Origin of the sequence: Sulfurimonas sp. (genome assembly GCF_034005705.1) — a bacterium.
Taxonomy (GTDB): Bacteria; Campylobacterota; Campylobacteria; order Campylobacterales; family Sulfurimonadaceae; genus Sulfurimonas.
In genome coordinates, this window is the sequence record NZ_JAVEUF010000025.1 from 1 (window position 1) to 16682 (window position 16682).

Annotated in this window: 18 protein-coding genes and 2 pseudogenes; 19 read left to right on the plus strand and 1 reads right to left on the minus strand. The window is 42.3% G+C overall.

The features are described from left to right. The 6 genes and pseudogenes from RBR61_RS09485 to RBR61_RS09510 all read left to right on the plus strand — a co-directional run. The coding region (locus RBR61_RS09485; protein ID WP_320343874.1) for a hypothetical protein at nucleotides 1-435 on the plus strand (435 nt) is incomplete at its 5' end. Nucleotides 436-574: 139 nt separating this feature from the next. Beyond that, a pseudogene (locus tag RBR61_RS09490) lies at nucleotides 575-1135 on the plus strand (cation transporter); the annotation flags it as partial. 74 nt (nucleotides 1136-1209) lie between these two features. Further along, a complete protein-coding gene (gene gatA, locus RBR61_RS09495; protein WP_320343878.1) occupies nucleotides 1210-2553 on the plus strand; it encodes an Asp-tRNA(Asn)/Glu-tRNA(Gln) amidotransferase subunit GatA in 1344 nt (447 codons plus the stop codon). A 10-nt stretch (nucleotides 2554-2563) separates the two neighbouring features. Next, a complete protein-coding gene (locus RBR61_RS09500) occupies nucleotides 2564-2848 on the plus strand; it encodes a heavy-metal-associated domain-containing protein (RefSeq protein WP_320343880.1) in 285 nt (94 codons plus the stop codon). A gap of 96 nt (nucleotides 2849-2944) precedes the next feature. After that, nucleotides 2945-4390: an IMP dehydrogenase gene (guaB, locus tag RBR61_RS09505; protein ID WP_320343882.1), complete on the plus strand. Its 1446-nt coding sequence runs from the start codon at nucleotides 2945-2947 to the stop codon at nucleotides 4388-4390. A 15-nt stretch (nucleotides 4391-4405) separates the two neighbouring features. After that, nucleotides 4406-4891, plus strand: coding sequence for an RDD family protein (locus tag RBR61_RS09510; RefSeq protein WP_320343884.1), 486 nt, complete (start codon nucleotides 4406-4408; stop codon nucleotides 4889-4891). A gap of 14 nt (nucleotides 4892-4905) precedes the next feature. Here RBR61_RS09510 and RBR61_RS09515 read toward each other — a convergent pair whose 3' ends face one another. Continuing rightward, nucleotides 4906-5946: a hypothetical protein gene (locus RBR61_RS09515; RefSeq protein WP_320343886.1), complete on the minus strand. Its 1041-nt coding sequence runs from the start codon at nucleotides 5944-5946 to the stop codon at nucleotides 4906-4908. Between the two features lie 158 nt (nucleotides 5947-6104). Between RBR61_RS09515 and RBR61_RS09520 the strand changes: the two genes are divergently transcribed. The 13 genes and pseudogenes from RBR61_RS09520 to RBR61_RS09580 all read left to right on the plus strand — a co-directional run. Beyond that, nucleotides 6105-7070: an SLAC1 anion channel family protein gene (locus tag RBR61_RS09520; RefSeq protein ID WP_320343887.1), complete on the plus strand. Its 966-nt coding sequence runs from the start codon at nucleotides 6105-6107 to the stop codon at nucleotides 7068-7070. A 3-nt stretch (nucleotides 7071-7073) separates the two neighbouring features. Then, nucleotides 7074-7460, plus strand: a complete 387-nt coding sequence (locus RBR61_RS09525; protein WP_320343888.1) for a DUF6858 family protein — start codon at nucleotides 7074-7076, stop codon at nucleotides 7458-7460. A gap of 80 nt (nucleotides 7461-7540) precedes the next feature. Next, complete coding sequence (locus RBR61_RS09530) at nucleotides 7541-8806, plus strand: O-acetylhomoserine aminocarboxypropyltransferase/cysteine synthase family protein (RefSeq protein WP_320343889.1); 1266 nt, start codon at nucleotides 7541-7543, stop codon at nucleotides 8804-8806. Nucleotide 8807: 1 nt separating this feature from the next. Then, nucleotides 8808-9914, plus strand: a complete 1107-nt coding sequence (locus tag RBR61_RS09535; protein WP_320343891.1) for a homoserine O-acetyltransferase — start codon at nucleotides 8808-8810, stop codon at nucleotides 9912-9914. An 88-nt stretch (nucleotides 9915-10002) separates the two neighbouring features. Next, a complete protein-coding gene (xseB, locus tag RBR61_RS09540) occupies nucleotides 10003-10158 on the plus strand; it encodes an exodeoxyribonuclease VII small subunit (protein WP_320343906.1) in 156 nt (51 codons plus the stop codon). 2 nt (nucleotides 10159-10160) lie between these two features. Next, nucleotides 10161-10958 (plus strand): carbon-nitrogen hydrolase family protein, encoded by a 798-nt coding sequence (locus RBR61_RS09545; RefSeq protein WP_320343893.1) that lies wholly within the window; start codon nucleotides 10161-10163, stop codon nucleotides 10956-10958. After that, the gene (locus RBR61_RS09550) at nucleotides 10955-11626 is read left to right on the plus strand and encodes a HesA/MoeB/ThiF family protein (RefSeq protein ID WP_320343895.1); all 672 of its coding nucleotides are present in this window, start codon (nucleotides 10955-10957) and stop codon (nucleotides 11624-11626) included. Before RBR61_RS09545 ends, RBR61_RS09550 begins: the two co-directional genes overlap by 4 nt. A 9-nt stretch (nucleotides 11627-11635) precedes the next feature. Further along, complete coding sequence (locus RBR61_RS09555) at nucleotides 11636-12166, plus strand: hypothetical protein (RefSeq protein WP_320343897.1); 531 nt, start codon at nucleotides 11636-11638, stop codon at nucleotides 12164-12166. A gap of 57 nt (nucleotides 12167-12223) precedes the next feature. Continuing rightward, complete coding sequence (locus RBR61_RS09560) at nucleotides 12224-13360, plus strand: succinyldiaminopimelate transaminase (RefSeq protein WP_320343899.1); 1137 nt, start codon at nucleotides 12224-12226, stop codon at nucleotides 13358-13360. Continuing rightward, entirely contained in the window at nucleotides 13357-13860 is a 504-nt protein-coding gene (locus tag RBR61_RS09565) for a hypothetical protein (protein ID WP_320343901.1), read from the plus strand. Before RBR61_RS09560 ends, RBR61_RS09565 begins: the two co-directional genes overlap by 4 nt. A 4-nt stretch (nucleotides 13861-13864) precedes the next feature. Then, nucleotides 13865-15178: a UDP-N-acetylmuramate--L-alanine ligase gene (gene murC / locus RBR61_RS09570; RefSeq protein WP_320343902.1), complete on the plus strand. Its 1314-nt coding sequence runs from the start codon at nucleotides 13865-13867 to the stop codon at nucleotides 15176-15178. Next, a complete protein-coding gene (locus RBR61_RS09575) occupies nucleotides 15178-15507 on the plus strand; it encodes a hypothetical protein (RefSeq protein ID WP_320343904.1) in 330 nt (109 codons plus the stop codon). The genes murC and RBR61_RS09575 overlap by 1 nt, the downstream gene beginning before the upstream one ends. Then, nucleotides 15498-16682: pseudogene (locus tag RBR61_RS09580) on the plus strand (endonuclease MutS2); the annotation flags it as partial. The gene RBR61_RS09575 and the pseudogene RBR61_RS09580, both read left to right, overlap by 10 nt.

The following is a 16682-nucleotide window of genomic DNA, read 5'->3' on the forward strand; positions in this document are numbered from 1 at the left end:
GATGAATTTCTTAAAGGTAGACGTTGTGAAAATCAAGGTTTAGGAGTAGGATCTTTCATATATTACCGAAGAGTGGTAGAAAACCAAAAAGATAGAATTCTAGGTGAAATCATAAAAGTTGCAAATAAAATTGGAACATCTAAAACAAATATTGAAATCTTAGAAAAAGCAATAGAAGAAACTCAGTTTACTAAAGCATTAGATATAGCTAAAGATGCTATTCCAGAGAGTTTACTAATAAATGGTCATAGTCCAATTAAGCTTCTACATAGCGCATTAAGTGAAGGGGTTCACGTTTTGAGTGACGAACAATGTCTTGAAATGGCAAGCAGTGTGCGAGTTGTACTAGGAGAATTATCTGAAAGACTTGCACAAGCTTTGAAAGATGAAGCTGAGCTTACAAAAGCACTATCCAGCTTAATGAAAAAAGACTAACTAATAGCTACACCTGACAAAATACTTGCTGCGCTCGCATTTTTCCTGTGAGCTAGGCGTTAAACACCAACTAAAGATCGGAGAATAGATGTCAGGTTGCAATTGCGGAACTGAGCAAGCAGATAAACTAGAGAGAAAAACGCTCCTAGCACTTCTATATATAAATGCGTTTATGTTTGTCACTGAGCTGATCGCAGGGTGGTTGGCGCAATCTACAGGATTGATTGCCGACTCACTGGACATGCTTGCAGATGCGGCGGTATATGGTATTTCATTCTATGCTGTCGGCAAAGGAGTATTGCATCAGGCGAAAGCGGCTCAAATCAGCGGTTACCTTCAAGTCATACTTGGTCTTGGCGTTTTGTTTGAAGTCGTTAGACGGTTGCTGTTTGGCAGCGAGCCTCAAAGCGCATTGATTATCTCCATCGGGGCTGTCGCTTTGGCGGCCAATATTATCTGCCTCGTTTTGATCTCCAAGCATAGAGACGGAGGCGTACATATGAGAGCCTCTTGGATATTTTCAACAAATGACGTTATAGCAAATCTGGGAGTGATACTCTCGGGTGTACTTGTCGCCGTGATGGGCAGTCGCTTTCCCGACCTGATCGTTGGAACGATCATTTCACTTATAGTCATTCGCGGCGGGATCAAGATACTCAAAGATGCAAAACAAACGCGTGAAGAAGCTAAGTGCGCCTAACGAAACCCCGCTAAAGAAAAAATAAACCCATTTTGCTATAATACCCCCAATGATTTATAAAGATAGGAAAAGTAGTGATTACATTAAAAGAAGCATTAAAATTAAGCAAAGACGAACTGGCAAAATTTAAAGAAGAACTAAAAACAAATATAAAAGCAAATGCAGACATTAACGCTTACATCGATGTAAACAATATCGGCGATGGTGTGCCGATAGCTATAAAAGACAACATTCAGGTCAAAGATTGGTCCGTGACATCTGGCTCAAATATCCTTCAAGGCTATATCGCTCCATACAATGCTACGGTCATAGAGAAGATGCTTGGTGCGGGACTAAGCCCGTTTGGGCGAACAAATATGGATGAGTTTGCTATGGGAAGCACGACCGAGTCAAGCTTTTACGGAAAAACTCTAAACCCTCACAACAAAGATTGCGTTCCTGGTGGAAGCTCAGGCGGAAGTGCGGCTGCAGTTGCGGCGGGTCTTGCTATTGCGGCTCTTGGAAGCGATACGGGCGGAAGTATCCGTCAGCCTGCCTCTTTTTGCGGAATAGTCGGGATGAAACCGACTTACGGAAGAGTGAGCCGTTACGGTTTGGGAGCTTACGCTTCAAGCCTTGATCAGATAGGACCTATGACACAAAATGTTGAAGATGCGGCGATTTTGTATGACATCATCAGCGGACATGACGAAAAAGATTCTACAAGTGCGAACAAAAACGACAAAGTAAGCGACAAACTAAACGCTTCAAGAAAACTCAAAATTGCGGTTTTGCCAAAGCATATCCAAAACGCAAGCGAAGATGTGAAAAAAGCTTATGAGCTGGCAATAACCGCTCTTAAAAATGCAGGGCACGAGATAGTAGAACGCGAACTTATGGACGCGAAATTTGACATCTCCGCTTACTACATTACGGCAACGGCTGAGGCTACTACAAACTTGGCTCGTTATGACGGCATCCGCTACGGAAACAGAGTTGTCGGAAAAGACCTGAACGACACATTTATCCAGACAAGAAGCCAAGGTTTCGGCGATGAAGTAAAACGCCGTATCTTGCTTGGAAACTTCGTACTCTCTAGCGGATACTATGAAGCTTACTACGTAAAAGCACAAAAAACAAGACACCTCATAAAAGACCAATACTCTAAAATATTTGAGAATGTCGACCTGATACTCTCGCCTGTTGCGCCTACAACAGCAAACAAATTTGGAGAGCTATCAACTCCGATGGAGATGTACTTAAGCGACCTCTACACCATCAGCGTAAACCTTGCAGGACTTCCTGCCATCTCGGTTCCTGTTTCAAAAAGCTCTGAGGGAATGCCTATAGGTCTTCAACTGATCGCAAATGCTTATGAAGAGCAGACACTCTTTGACGGTGCACTCAGTTTAGAGGAGCAGATAAAATATAACTCTTAAAGGAGATATTATGCAAAAAAGTTTCAAAGCGCTGAACATCAAGTGCGGCGGCTGTGCCAACACTATAAAAAAAGCGCTAAGAGATGAGTTTGGCGAAACTGATGTAGATCTATCGCAAGAGCCAAGAGTCGTGACACTCTATATAAAAGATGAAGAGACAGAGCTGAGTTTTCGAAAAAAAATGAGATCACTCGGTTACCCCCTGGAAGACGAAGATCTAAGAACGTTCACAAAAGGCGGGCTTAAAGCTAAAAGTTTCCTCTCATGTGCTATCGGAAAGATAAATCAAGAGTAATCCACAACCGCTTTACCTCTTTTTAACCACAAAAAAGCTATAATCCAGAGAATTTTATAGCAACATAAAAACTTTTACCCCCTTAAAAGGATGACCATGAAAATTCGTAAACGCGCCCTAACGTTTGAAGACGTGCTTCTTGTACCTCAATACTCTGAAATACTCCCTAAAGAGGTCTCATTAGAGACAAAACTGACACGCAACATCTCCCTTAAAATCCCTATGGTCTCTGCTGCAATGGACACAGTAACCGAGTACAGAGCGGCTATTGCCATGGCAAGGCTTGGCGGGATCGGAATTATCCATAAAAACATGGATATTGAGACTCAATGCAAACAGGTTAAAAAAGTCAAAAAAAGCGAGAGCGGTGTCATAATAGATCCTATTTATGTTCACCCGGACGCTACACTTGCGGAAGCAAGCGCACTTATGGATGAGTTCAAGATATCTGGTGTTCCAGTTATTGATGCTCATAACAAGCTTTTGGGAATCCTTACGAACCGCGATATGAGATTTCAAAAAGATATGAGCAAGCGCGCTGATGAAGTGATGACAAAAATGCCTCTGATAACGGCTAAAAAAGGCATCTCTCTTGATGACGCTGCCGACATTATGCACCAAAACAAGATCGAAAAACTCCCTATCGTCGATGATGATGGCTTCTTAAAAGGTCTTGTGACCATCAAAGATATTAAAAAACGCATAGAGTATCCAAACTCAAACAAAGATGCTTTTGGCAGACTGATAGTCGGTGCCGCTATCGGTGTTGGGCAGTATGACCGCGCAAAAGCTCTTGTAGATGCGGGAGTCGATGTTTTGGTTCTTGACTCTGCTCACGGACACTCAAAAGGAATACTAGATACCGTTAAAAAGATCAAAGAGACTATGGAAGTTGACGTTATAGCAGGAAATATCGCTACTGCCGAAGCTGTTGAAGCACTTATTCAAGCTGGAGCAGACGGCGTGAAAGTCGGGATTGGACCGGGTTCAATATGTACTACGCGTATCGTTGCGGGTGTGGGCGTTCCTCAGATATCTGCTATTTCAGAGTGTGCAGATGCGGCACGTAAACACGGCGTTCCTGTTATCGCAGACGGCGGTATCAAATACTCGGGCGACATAGCAAAAGCTCTTGCAGTCGGAGCTAGCTGTATCATGGCAGGCTCTCTTTTAGCGGGAACCGAAGAGTCACCTGGAGACACGATCATGTTTCAAGGTCGTCAATACAAATCGTACCGCGGTATGGGAAGTATAGGCGCTATGCAAAAAGGCTCGAACGACAGATATTTCCAAGAGGGAACTGCTGCTGACAAGCTTGTTCCTGAGGGAATCGAAGGACGTGTTCCGTTCCGCGGAAGCATTGCGGGGATCGTTCACCAGATGATGGGCGGGCTACGCTCATCTATGGGATATTGCGGAAGCGAGAGCATTGAAGCTTTCTGGGATAAAGCAGAGTTTGTAGAGATAACTAGCGCGGGTCTAAAAGAGAGCCACGTTCATGACGTTATCATCACACAAGAAGCTCCTAATTACCACATATAAAGCCAAAGGAGATTTATGAGTGAGGTTAGATATGCGGGTTTTTGGATTCGCTTTTTTGCCTCATTCTTAGACACTATTTTTCTTGCACTTCCCGTTGGAATAATCATCTACTTTTTAAGCGGAGGCGACTGGTTCGACTTCTCCCAATTTCAACAAAATATGGCTTACGCAATGAGCGGCAACGCTGAAAAAGCATTAGCAAATCAACCACCCAAATCACTCAGATGGGAGCTTCTTTTTGAGTTCTCTGTTCTGATCGTCACGCTGATGTTTTGGAGAAGATGGCAGGGTGCGACTCCGGGGAAGAAATTTTTCCGTGTCAGGATCGTGGACGCAAAGAGCTTTAAAGATATTGACAACAAACAGGCTATCACGCGCTCTTTAGGCTATATCGCATCCACACTTGTTCTGCTAATGGGTTTTTTCATGGTCGCATTTAGAGATGACAAGAGAGGACTTCACGACCTCCTTGCAGGAACCGCAGTCATCTACGATTCATAGCGATGCATCTAGCGTTAAACTCTTAGATCAACCTCTTGGAGCAACCCTGCTCCGCCGTTCTCTTTTAAAAACACTGAACTCTCACGCATCTTTGCCACCATTTCGTTTTGAGCATCTGCGAGATCAAAAGTGGTCATTGCCGAACCTAGATAGAGCGCACCAACATCTTTGGCTTTTAGCGAGTGCAGCTCTTCGTTTCCATCTTCATCTTTTGTCCAGATAAGCAGTTTTTCAAAAACTGAGTCACTCTCGTCTATCCACATATTGCCGTCTTCGTCATACGCAGAGAGTTCGTCAAATCCGTTACCAAGAGTCGGACCGAATAGTTCGCTTCCGTCATTGATCTTGCCGTCACCGTTTTTGTCAAGTGCTAAAAAACCGCTACCGCTTCCTACAAATGAGAACTCATCATCTTTGCCGTCGAGGTCAAGGTCAAAAGTGTGCTTTACAGTGCTCATGGCAACAGTGTTGCCGTCAAAATTTATCACAAGCGGGTCTATCAAAGCGTCTCCAGCTTTAAAGGAGAGACTTTCGTGCGTTGCCGTAGTTCTGTTCATACTAAACGCCACTTTAAAGTCGATCTCTCTTCCGTCTTTAGTGCTCACGCTTCCGCTTGCAGAGAATTTCAGCTCTTCACTGCGCACTTCGCTGCGGCTATAGCTGTAATCTATTCCCCACCCTGCTCTCTGAGGCGCGTCACCCTCTTTTGCACTGTTTTTTGCATGCAGATCAGCCGTTTCGCTTCTGTTTGAAGAGTTGTTATGGCGATAGAGTGAAAGATCTATTTTTCTGCCCGTCAAAGCCTCAAGAGCTCTTATGATAGCCATCAGCTTAGGGTCGAGTGAAATATCAAAATACTCCTCCTCAGACATTTTGAGTTTTGCATTTTGCTCCATCTTCTTGAAGTTTTTTGAAAGCTCCAACCTGTCGCCGCCTCTTAGTCGCTCAGGCGCATCTTCCTCTTTGTTCCATATATGTAAACTCTCACTCTCCTCAATCTTCTGGCTTTTGTGATATGAGGAGAAAAGCGAGACATCTGATTGTTCTATCTTCATCTTTATCTCCTTGATTGTTAAGACTAAATCGGTTTATTCCTATTATCTTTTTAGGAGCGTTATTATTATGACTATTTCTTGACAATTTATTGACATTTATGCAAAACTATAGTAAAATTTATTAAAATTATAATTGCAAATAATAATAGAGGTTTTTAATGGAAACAACTATAGAAGAGAAGAACAGACTTAAATTCTTTCCCGTTATGATGTATGCTATCGTCATGGGTCTTAGCGGGCTTACTATTACATACCAGAAAGCTGCCATATGGCTCAATTTTCCGTATATTATCGGTGAAATTCTTATGTATGTTACAACAGCTGTTTTTATAGCCATCTCATTTATCTATCTAAGGAAATTTTTTAAATACAAAATTGCCGTAAAAAATGAGTTTTCCCATCCGGTTCGCATAAACTTTTTTGCGGCGATCTCTATCTCTATGCTTATGCTTGCCATCATATACAAGGAGAGCCATCCGGCTATAAGCGCCGTTTTTTGGTACCCTGGAACTCTGCTTCATTTTTATCTCACGATGCACACCATAGCTTTTTGGATAAATGAGAACCAGCAGCTAGACCACTCAAACCCCGCGTGGTTTATTCCAATTGTAGGTAATGTTTTAGTTCCGGTTGCAGGTGTGGGTTTTGTAAATCTGGGTCTGCTTATGTATTTCTTCAGTGTCGGAATGTTCTTTTGGATCATCCTCTTTGCCGTTATTCTAAACAGGATTATTTTTCATAACCAGATGGCGGTAAAATTCGTACCAACCCTCTTTATACTCATTGCTCCTCCGGCAGTCGGTTTTATAGCATACTTTAAGATGTTTGGCGTTATCGACGTATTTGCTCTTATGCTATTTAATATGGCTGTGTTCTTTACCCTTTTGGTGGCTTTTATGTATAAAAACTTTATAAAACTGAAGTTTTTCATCTCATGGTGGGCATTTGTATTTCCTCTTGCTGCCATGGCGATAAGTTCTATGCTGATGTACCATGAAAAGGAGTGCTTGCCTCTGCTGCTTCTCTCTTACTTTATGGTCGGGGTTGTTACCATTGTCATACTTATAGTTGCGTATCAGACGCTGTTGCACATGAAGAAAAAAGAGATCTGTATTAAGGAATAAATGATGAAAAAAACGATTTTTATGGAAAAGTATCCGGTTTACAGCTTGGAGTTGTCAAAAAATGAGATGAAGGTCTCATCTGCGAATGAAGCTGTTGAATATTTTAAAGAAAAGATATTAAAACACCCCATTGCCGAGTTTATCGCTGTTTTTGACCACTACTCCCATACAAAGAAACTGGGCGGAGAGATGGTTGAGGGGCTAATTGATGCCAAAAATATTGTTTTTTGTTTCGGGCAGGCGATACCTAACACAAAAATACTCGCAGCAAGACCTAGAAGTATAGGAATTTGTGAATTCAACGATAGAATTGTGATAGATTTCATGGAGGCTCCAAAAGAGCAGCTGCACGCAGTTATGGAGGGCTGGGTAAAGGAATTAAAGAGATAAATAGAGCCCGTTTAAAACTAACATTAAACCATTTTAGATAGAATAGCAATAATTATTTTTAAAAACGGGGGATATATAAAATGGATTTACAGACTAAAGCACTTCACGTCGGTTATGAAAAGGGGGCTGAGGGGGCTATGGCAGTTCCTATTTATCAGACAACGGCATATGAATTTAGAGATGCCGAGCATGCAGGAAATCTGTTTTCCCTAAAAGAACTTGGATATATCTACACTCGTTTAAATAATCCTACCACGGACGTATTTGAGAAGAGATTTGCAGAGTTAGAAGGCGGGGAAGCTGCTCTTGCAACATCAAGCGGAATGAGCGCTATCTTCTTTGCTATCGCAAACGCTGCAGAGGCAGGAGACAATATCGTCTGTGCCAAACAGCTCTACGGAGGAAGTCTGACCCAGACTGCGCATACTCTTAAGAGATTTGGCATAGAGGCTAGATTCTTTAATGTTCATGACACTGACGCTATGGAAGCTCTAATAGACGAGAAGACAAAAGTGATATTCTTTGAGTCTCTAACAAACCCAAGCATTGACGTGGCAGACATCGAGGCAATAACCAAGATCGCAAACAAGTATGGTATTTTGACGGTAGTGGACAACACCGTTGCGACTCCTGTTTTATGCCGTCCCTTTGAGCATGGAGCCGATATCACGGTTCACAGTGCAAGCAAATATACAACCGGTCAAGGCCTTGCTATAGGTGGGATCTTGGTTGAGAGAAAAGGGCTTGTAGAGAAACTAAAGGCAAACCCTCGTTATGCACACTTTAATGAGCCTGACCAATCCTACCACGGTCTAGTCTATGTGGATGTACCTCTACCGCCGTTCACGCTTCGCGCCCGCCTCTCGCTTCTGCGTGATCTTGGCGCGGTTGTCTCTCCGTTTAACTCTTGGCTCTTTATTCAAGGGATCGAAACGCTCTCTATTCGCATGAGAGAACACTCAAAAAATGCACTTGCACTGGCAGAGTTTTTGGAATCTCACCCTAAAGTAAAAAAAGTAAACTACCCAGGATTAAAGAGCAATGCAAACTATAAAAATGCTCAAAAATATTTTGACAACGGTGCAAGCAGCGGTCTTTTAAGCTTTGAGGTAGGCTCTCTTGAAGAGGCGGTAAAGATCGTAGATGCGACTAAGCTCTACTCTCTGGTCGTAAATATAGGTGACTCAAAGTCAATAATCACACACCCTGCATCAACTACTCATCAGCAGCTCACAAAAGAGGAGCTTATTGCCTGCGGAGTTCCTGCGGGACTTATCAGAATATCTTGCGGCCTTGAGAGCGCTGCAGACTTGATCGCGGATTTGAAACAGGCTCTAGAGGCGTAATTTGTCACTAAACTTAAAGACATACACAGAACATTTTACAAACCCGCTCTACTTAGAGAGCGGACGTATTTTAGAACCATACGATATAACTTACGAAACTTACGGCGAACTAAACGATGATAAAAGCAATGTCGTCGTCATCTGTCATGCACTAACAGGCTCACATCACTGCGCGGGAACCTACGACGGGGATAAAAAACCGGGATGGTGGGACAATCTTATCGGCAGCGGCAAAGCTGTAGATACGGACAAATATTTCGTCATATGTACAAATGTTCTTGGCAGCTGTTTTGGCTCAACAGGACCTATGAGCCCGCAGCATCCTCACCATAATCCATATCGTTATAAATTTCCCGTTATAACCATAAAAGATATGGTAAAAGCACAAAGAATTCTTTTCGACAAGCTCGGTATCCATCATGTACACGCTATTATAGGCGGCTCAATGGGTGGTATGCAAGCACTTCATTTTGCTATACACTATCCTGATTTTGCTTCAAAGATCATATCTCTGGCAACAACGCATGCCACTCAGCCGTGGGCTATAGCCTTTAATAAAATATCTCAAGAGGCGATACTGAGAGACCCTGATTTTAAAGGCGGATATTATGAGAGTGCTGAGATAGCAGCCAACGGACTATCAGGCATGGCAGTTGGAAGAATGGCAGGGCACATCAGTTTTCTCTCACCCGAATCCATGCAGAGCAAATTTGGCAGAGAGTATAGAGGAACCGACGGTCTTTACGAGCTTTTTGGAAAGTTTCAAGTGGAGATGTACTTGGAGTACAACGGCTACAACTTTACAAAGTGGTTCGACCCGCTCTCTTATCTCTACATAACTAAAGCGATAAACATATATGACCTCTCTCGCGGATTTGACTCTTTGGGCGAAGCTCTGCAGAAAGTAAATGCCGAACTTCATCTTATCAGCTTCAGCAACGATCTGCTTTTTAGAAGCCATGAGATGAAAGAGATAAGCGACACGCTTAAAGCCATAGGGTACAAAAACTATAGCTATCTTGATGTCCAGAGCGATTACGGGCATGACTCCTTTTTGGTAGAGGTCGATAAATTTGAAAAATATATTAAGGATGTGTTAAATGGCTAAGGAAAAAGAGGGTTTTACTGAAGAAGCCGCAGGCTTTACTGAAGAAACCGAAGGTTTTACTGAAGAAGCCGCAGGCTTTGAGTCAAAACTGCAAAATGCCAAAAAAATTCTAGAGACTTTGATGAACCCTGATATAACTCTCTCTGATAGCGTAAAAGCTTATGAGAAAGGGATGAAAGAGTTAACCCAAGCGCAGAAGATCCTCGAAGAGGCAGAGATCAAGATCACACAGATAAAAGGATAGTAATGCGCGCCGCCGTACTTCAACTCAGTGCACAGGGAATGAGCTCGACAAAGCTTTATAACTACATCCGCATTGCATCCAAGCAGGGAGTAAAAGTCCTTCTGCTGGGCGAGTACATATTAAACCCTTTTTTTAAAGAGCTTCAAAACCTCTCGCCGTCCATGATAAAAGAGCACTCCGAACATCAGATAAAAGTGCTAAGAGAGCTCTCTTCAACATACAAACTTACTATTATCGCTCCTATAGCTATCGTAAAAAGAGGCAAAATATATAAAACTATCGCAAAATTTGCACCCTCCTCTACATCCTACTATCAGCAGCAGCTTCTTATAAACTACCCGCACTGGAACGAAGAGAAGTTCTTTGCAAACGAACAAAAAGAGATCGAGTCTCCGTTGATATTTAAGGTAGATGGATTTAAGTTTGCTGTTATGAGCGGGTTTGAGCTCCATTTTGACAAAATATTTGAAGAGATAAGCTCTAAAAATGTAGATTGTATCTTGCTGCCGAGTGTCTCTACCTTTGACTCATACGAAAGGTGGAAAGCGCTTATACTCTCACGCGCCTTTACTCACAACTGTTATATCTTAAGGGCGAACAGAATAGGCGAGTACACTCAGGACGGCTTTACATGGCATTTTTACGGCGATTCGCTCCTGGCATCGCCAAACGGGGAACTTCTTGAACACTTAGGGAACAAAGAGGAGCTTATGATCGTAGATATGCAGCACTCCGAGGTACTCAAAGCGAGAAAGTTTTGGGGTTTTAAAGAGATAATACACAAAAGGAGCACTCTATGATGGAGTATTTTCACCGTCAGGTTCAACTTTGGGGAGAAGAGACCCAAAGAGAGTTGCAGCAAAAGAAGATAGCGATAGTAGGTGCAGGCGGACTTGGAAGCTCTTTGGCCTTTGCTCTGGGTGCAAGCGGTATAGGCGAGATCCATATGATAGATTTCGATGAAGTCTCCCTGCACAATATACACCGCCAGATAGCCTTTAAAATGGGTGACGAGGGAAAGAACAAAGCAGTTGTGAATTGTGAGCTTATTGAGCAGAGATGCCCTTTTGTAAAAGCAGTTGCTCACGAAGGCAACTTTAGCGAGTGGTGCGAAAAAAATATAGAGGTTGATCTCATAATCGATGCGACCGACAATCTTCCAACCCGTGCAGAGATAAACGACTACTGCAGAAGTAAGAATCTACCTTGGATATATGGAAGCGTTGAGGCTTTTCACGGGCAGGTCTGCTTTTTTGAAGAGTCATCATTTAGAGATGCCTTTAAGATAACCTCAAAAACTCCCGCTGGAATAACAGCTCCTATAGTTATGCACATAGCATCTCTTCAGGCAAACCTCTGTCTTAGATATCTAGCAGGGCTCAGCGTTAAAAAAGACTGGCTCTACTACCTATTTTTTAACAATGAGGGCGAACTTATTACACAAAAGTTCTCACTTCCAAAAGCGTAAGGAGACATTATGAAACTTCTCTCAATATTGTTTCTGTTTATTTTAAACCTTGGCGCTGCAGAGATCGTATCCATATCACAAAAGCCAAAGGCCGATCTTGAGTCGATAGAACAACATGCCATAAAGTTCGGCACCGGAGAGGAGAGTGACGTATATGTCTTTGTTGACCCACTTTGCCCATTTTCAAGAAACCTTATGAAAAAAATAGATGAAAACAGGATGCTGCAGCTCTCAAGTACCTACTACGTCTTTTTATACAGACTACCGATACTCGATTCCGAAAAGACGATGCAGTACATCTACGAATCATCAGACCCCAAAGAGACTCTAGTAGATATAATGGTATATGAGGAGGAAGTGGACCTAAGCGGCTATGAAGCCAGACAAAGCACTATTGACGCACTTGATGAAATTGCAAAAGTCGCAAAAACTCTTGATTTTACAAAGCGTCCTTATATGATCTCCTTTGAAAAGGGGTCGAAATATTGCAGGGTCTCAGAGGGCGAAGCCTCATGCCTGGAAGAGTTTGACAGCCATTAACTTCTCTTTTAGCGATTTTAGATATAATTGCGACTACTATTAAAGGCGTTAAAAACTATGAATTTTGAACCATATCCATTTGAAAAACTAAATAATTTACTCAAAGATATCACTCCAAACTGCGAGTATGAACCATCGGCTCTAACCATCGGCGAACCGCAATTTGAAACTCCAGATTTTATACAAAAATCGCTATGCGAGAATGCTTCTTTTCTTAGAAGATACCCTAAAACAGCCGGCGAAGAGTCTCTAAGAGAGGCGCAAAGAGTTTTTGTTGCAAAAAGATTCGGTGTTGAGCTAAGTGACGATCAGATCATCCCTACATTTGGTACAAGAGAGGTTCTTTTTAACTTTCCCCAGTTTTTTCTTTTTGACAAAAAAGAGCCGACTATCGCATTTACAAACCCTTTTTATCAGATATATGAGGGTGCCGCTATCGCTTCAAGAGCAAAGACAATTCATCTCAATCTTACAGAGGAGAACGGCTTTAAGCCAGAGATGGATGAAGAGAGATTGTCTGCATGCGATCTTGTCATTTTAAACTTTCCAAACAATCCCACAACCTCTACGCTAAGCGTAGAAGAGCTTGGTGAATGGGTAAAACTCTCTCTAAAACATGACTTCGTACTCCTAAACGATGAGTGTTACAGCGAAATTTACACAGGTCAGCCTATCCCTTCGCTTCTTGAAGCCTCGCTGCATGTCGGAAACAGCACATTCAAAAATGTGCTTGTCATCAACTCCATATCAAAACGCTCATCCGCTCCGGGACTTCGCTCAGGCTTTATAGCGGGCGATGAAGAGATCTTAAAAGAGTATTTAAACTACAGAACTTACATCGGCTGCGCCTCCCCTCTTCCGCTTCAAAGCGCTGCAGCTGCAGCTTGGAGAGACGAAGAGCACGTAGAAGCAGCGCGTGCAATATACAAACAAAACTTTGAGATAGCGCATCAAATTTTAGGCGTAGAAATTCCTGATGCAACCTTTTACATCTGGCTTAAAGTTCCATCTCCTTTGGAGTTTACAAAAAAACTCTATGAAGACTACAACGTAAAAGTCCTTCCCGGAGAGTATCTTGCAAGAGATGATGAGAACGGAGTCAATCCCGGAAAAGATTTTATCAGGATCGCTCTTGTCGAAGAGCCTAAAAAAACAAAAGATGCATTAGAGAGAATAAAGGAGTGTCTATCGTGAATGAAGTAGAAAAACTAAAACAAGAGGTGCTTCAGGCACAGCAAAATTCTGATATTGCATCTCTGTATGTACTCGAGCAGCGTGCTCATGACACTTTTGACGAAAAGACGCTTCAAGCTTTTTATATGAACATCTTGGATATTGCGCTTGAGAGATTGACCGATGCGCTTGAAGCGCACAGAGTTATGGATATAAACGAAGTTCAAGACTTTGCCACTCTTAGAGCTCTTTATGAGTACGCGATCGAGCACTACAGTGCAGGAAAGCTTCATGACGCCAGTGCGCTCTTTGAGGTTCTTAGCGGTCTTAGCAACGACAAAAAGTTCTCATCTGCACTAAAGTTTCACTGGATCGCGGCTAAAGAAGATATATCTTTAGACGATTTTCTCTCTAACATTGCAGATATTGATGCGACGCAGGATGCGGGAACATTTTATATAAGCTGCTTTAACGAAAAGGCACAAAAATTGCTAGATAACTCTAAAATAGATGCGGAGTAAAGCAATGAAAATTCACTTCATCGGGATCGGCGGTATAGGCATATCAGGACTTGCCCAATATATGCTCTTTCAAGGTCATGAAATAAGCGGCTCAGATATAGCCGATACGGTAATAACACAAAAGCTTCGCAAACTTGGCATAACCGTAACTATACCTCATGACGCATCTGCGATCACGGATCAAGACCTTATTATTCACTCTGCCATCATACGTCCGGACAATCCAGAGATAGTTGAGGCTAATGCCAAGGGCATAGAGGTTCTGGCACGCCGTGAAGCGCTTCTTCGCATACTCGACACTTCAAAAGTCTACTCAGTTGCAGGCGCGCACGGCAAAAGCACGACTACTGCTATTTTGACCGCTATTATGGAAGGCTCTGCTATTATCGGAGCAGAATCAAAAGCATTCGGTTCAAATGTGAGATATAACCCGCAAAGCGACGTTATGCTATTTGAGGCAGATGAGAGCGACGGAAGTTTTATCAACTCAAACCCGCACTGCGCTATTGTCATAAATGCAGAACCGGAACATATGGAGTACTACGACTATAACTATGAGCTATTTTATGACTCATACAAAACATTTATAAAATCCGCTCCGTGTCGTGTATTAAATGCCGAAGATCCGTTCTTGGGCAAGCATGTCGGCGAAATAGAAGCAACTTGGCTCTACCCGAGCCGTGACATTACCGATATTGAATTCGTACTGATCGACGATGAGCCTCATACAAGATTCAGGCTCAAAGATCTGGGAAGTTTTGACGTTTGGGGATTTGGCAAACATATAGCTCTTGATGCATCATTGGCAATTTTGGCAGCTCATGAGTCTATGGACATTGAGACCATTAGAGAGAAGATTCTTACATTCAAAGGCATCAAAAAACGTTTTGACATAGTAGGCTCGCAAAACGGAAGCGTTATAATTGATGACTACGGTCATCACCCGACTGAGATCAGAGCCACATTTGAGTCTGTCAAAGAGTATGCGCTTCTTAAAGGATTTGACAAGATCACGGCGATCTGGCAGCCGCATAAATACTCCCGCACTATAGACAACCTTGAAGAGTTCATAAAGTGCTTTGAAGGTGCCGGGGAGCTTATAATCCTTCCTGTATGGTCTGCAGGCGAGAGTATCAGAGAGATCGACTTTGCAGAGAAGTTTAAAAGATATAACCTTGTAATGGCGGACAATATAACAAGAGCGAACAATACTATTACAGTCATTAAAAACAAAGAGGTGTTAAAAACTCTGGATAAAGGTCTTATCATCGGTTTTGGAGCCGGAGACTTAACATATCAAATAAGAGGAACGGCGTAGTGGCATATATATTTGGACTTGTTGTCGTTGGACTCTTCTTTTTGGCCTTGCACTACTTTACAGAGCTCACACGCGCCCAAAAAGCAACCGTGACGGGTGTAGTTCTTTTTATAGTTCTCTTTGCAATAGCTTTTAACAAATATAACGATGCTAAAACTCAAAAAATGCTAGATGCGGTACTGAGATTTAACCAAAACAAAACAGTTGTTTGCGAGGGAATAGAGGTCAACAAAGAGAACTTTACCCTTAGTATCGGTACATACACTTTCATAGGCAAAGAGAATACTCCAAACTATGGTCAGATGATTAGTGCATCTAAATGCGAGTAGATAACAACCCAAAGATTGATACTCTCATCAATCAGCTTGATCTAGGCGATCACATATCCATTTTTAGACAATTTTTCTCTAGAGAGAGCTCTCTTTATATAGAGGGAGACCAAGAGCTTCACTACCGCTACATAAAAGCGCTCGATGCCATAGAGTTCAAAGCGCCTCCAAAAGTCAGTGATTTTACAAATATAAAATTTCATCTAAAAAAGCAGGGTGTGCTTCAGTTTGAGCAGATTTTTGAGATAGTAAAGGTCGTGCGCTACTTTCGCTACTTTCAAAATAGAGAGCTTGAGGGGATCATCGGCGAATGGATGAACAAGTTTCTAATAGAGCCAAAATTTCTTGAGGTGGAGAGATACTTTACACATGAGGGCAAATTTGATGAGAACCTTGATGAGACGCTATTTCATCTGGGCTCAAGAGTGAAGGAACATAAAGCCAATATTAACGAATCTCTAAAAAGGCTGACATCAAGTCAAAAGCTCTCCCCTTACCTGATTGATTCGCAGGTGCATCTTATAAACGACGAAGAGTGTCTTTTGGTTCGCGGCGGTTTTAACCATGTCCTAAAAGGCGCAATGGTAGGCAGAAGCAGCAGCGGTGGTTTTTATGTCTCTCCCGATGTCATCTTAAAGACAAAAGAGCAGATACGCTACATTAACGAAGAGCGCGAAGCTATCTTTTACAGCTACGCAAAAGAGTTCTCCTCGAAACTCTGTGAACTTCTTCCTTTTATAAACTTCATAGACAAAGAGTTTACAAAATTTGACAACTATCAGGCAAGAGTTCTCTTTGCAAAAAGCAGAGATTTAAAACTTATAAAATCAAAAAAAGATTCCAAAATAGTGCTTGAAGGGTTCATCCACCCCGCTCTTCACAACGCAAAGCCGACAAGCGTGAACTTCTCTAAAAATATTTTGATGATAACAGGCGTAAATGCGGGCGGAAAGACGATGCTGCTAAAGTCGATACTGAGTGCGGCTTTTATGGCAAAGTATATAATCCCGATGAAGCTCAACGAGCATAAGTCCCACATCGGAGGTTTCAAGCAGGTTCTTGCAATTATAGACGATCCTCAAAATGTCAAGAACGACATCTCAACCTTTGCCGGACGTATGCAGGAGTTCTCAAAGATATTCGAATGCAGGGATGCGAGATCGGAAGAGCGTCGT

Coding starts and splice junctions, on each gene's coding strand:
- RBR61_RS09500 (WP_320343880.1), top strand. CDS start 2,564: ATGCAAAAAAGTTTCAAAGCGCTGAACATCAAGTGCGGCGGCTGTGCC.
- guaB (WP_320343882.1), top strand. CDS start 2,945: ATGAAAATTCGTAAACGCGCCCTAACGTTTGAAGACGTGCTTCTTGTA.
- RBR61_RS09510 (WP_320343884.1), top strand. CDS start 4,406: ATGAGTGAGGTTAGATATGCGGGTTTTTGGATTCGCTTTTTTGCCTCA.
- RBR61_RS09515 (WP_320343886.1), bottom strand. CDS start 5,946: ATGAAGATAGAACAATCAGATGTCTCGCTTTTCTCCTCATATCACAAA.
- RBR61_RS09520 (WP_320343887.1), top strand. CDS start 6,105: ATGGAAACAACTATAGAAGAGAAGAACAGACTTAAATTCTTTCCCGTT.
- RBR61_RS09525 (WP_320343888.1), top strand. CDS start 7,074: ATGAAAAAAACGATTTTTATGGAAAAGTATCCGGTTTACAGCTTGGAG.
- RBR61_RS09530 (WP_320343889.1), top strand. CDS start 7,541: ATGGATTTACAGACTAAAGCACTTCACGTCGGTTATGAAAAGGGGGCT.
- RBR61_RS09545 (WP_320343893.1), top strand. CDS start 10,161: ATGCGCGCCGCCGTACTTCAACTCAGTGCACAGGGAATGAGCTCGACA.
- RBR61_RS09550 (WP_320343895.1), top strand. CDS start 10,955: ATGATGGAGTATTTTCACCGTCAGGTTCAACTTTGGGGAGAAGAGACC.
- RBR61_RS09555 (WP_320343897.1), top strand. CDS start 11,636: ATGAAACTTCTCTCAATATTGTTTCTGTTTATTTTAAACCTTGGCGCT.
- RBR61_RS09560 (WP_320343899.1), top strand. CDS start 12,224: ATGAATTTTGAACCATATCCATTTGAAAAACTAAATAATTTACTCAAA.
- murC (WP_320343902.1), top strand. CDS start 13,865: ATGAAAATTCACTTCATCGGGATCGGCGGTATAGGCATATCAGGACTT.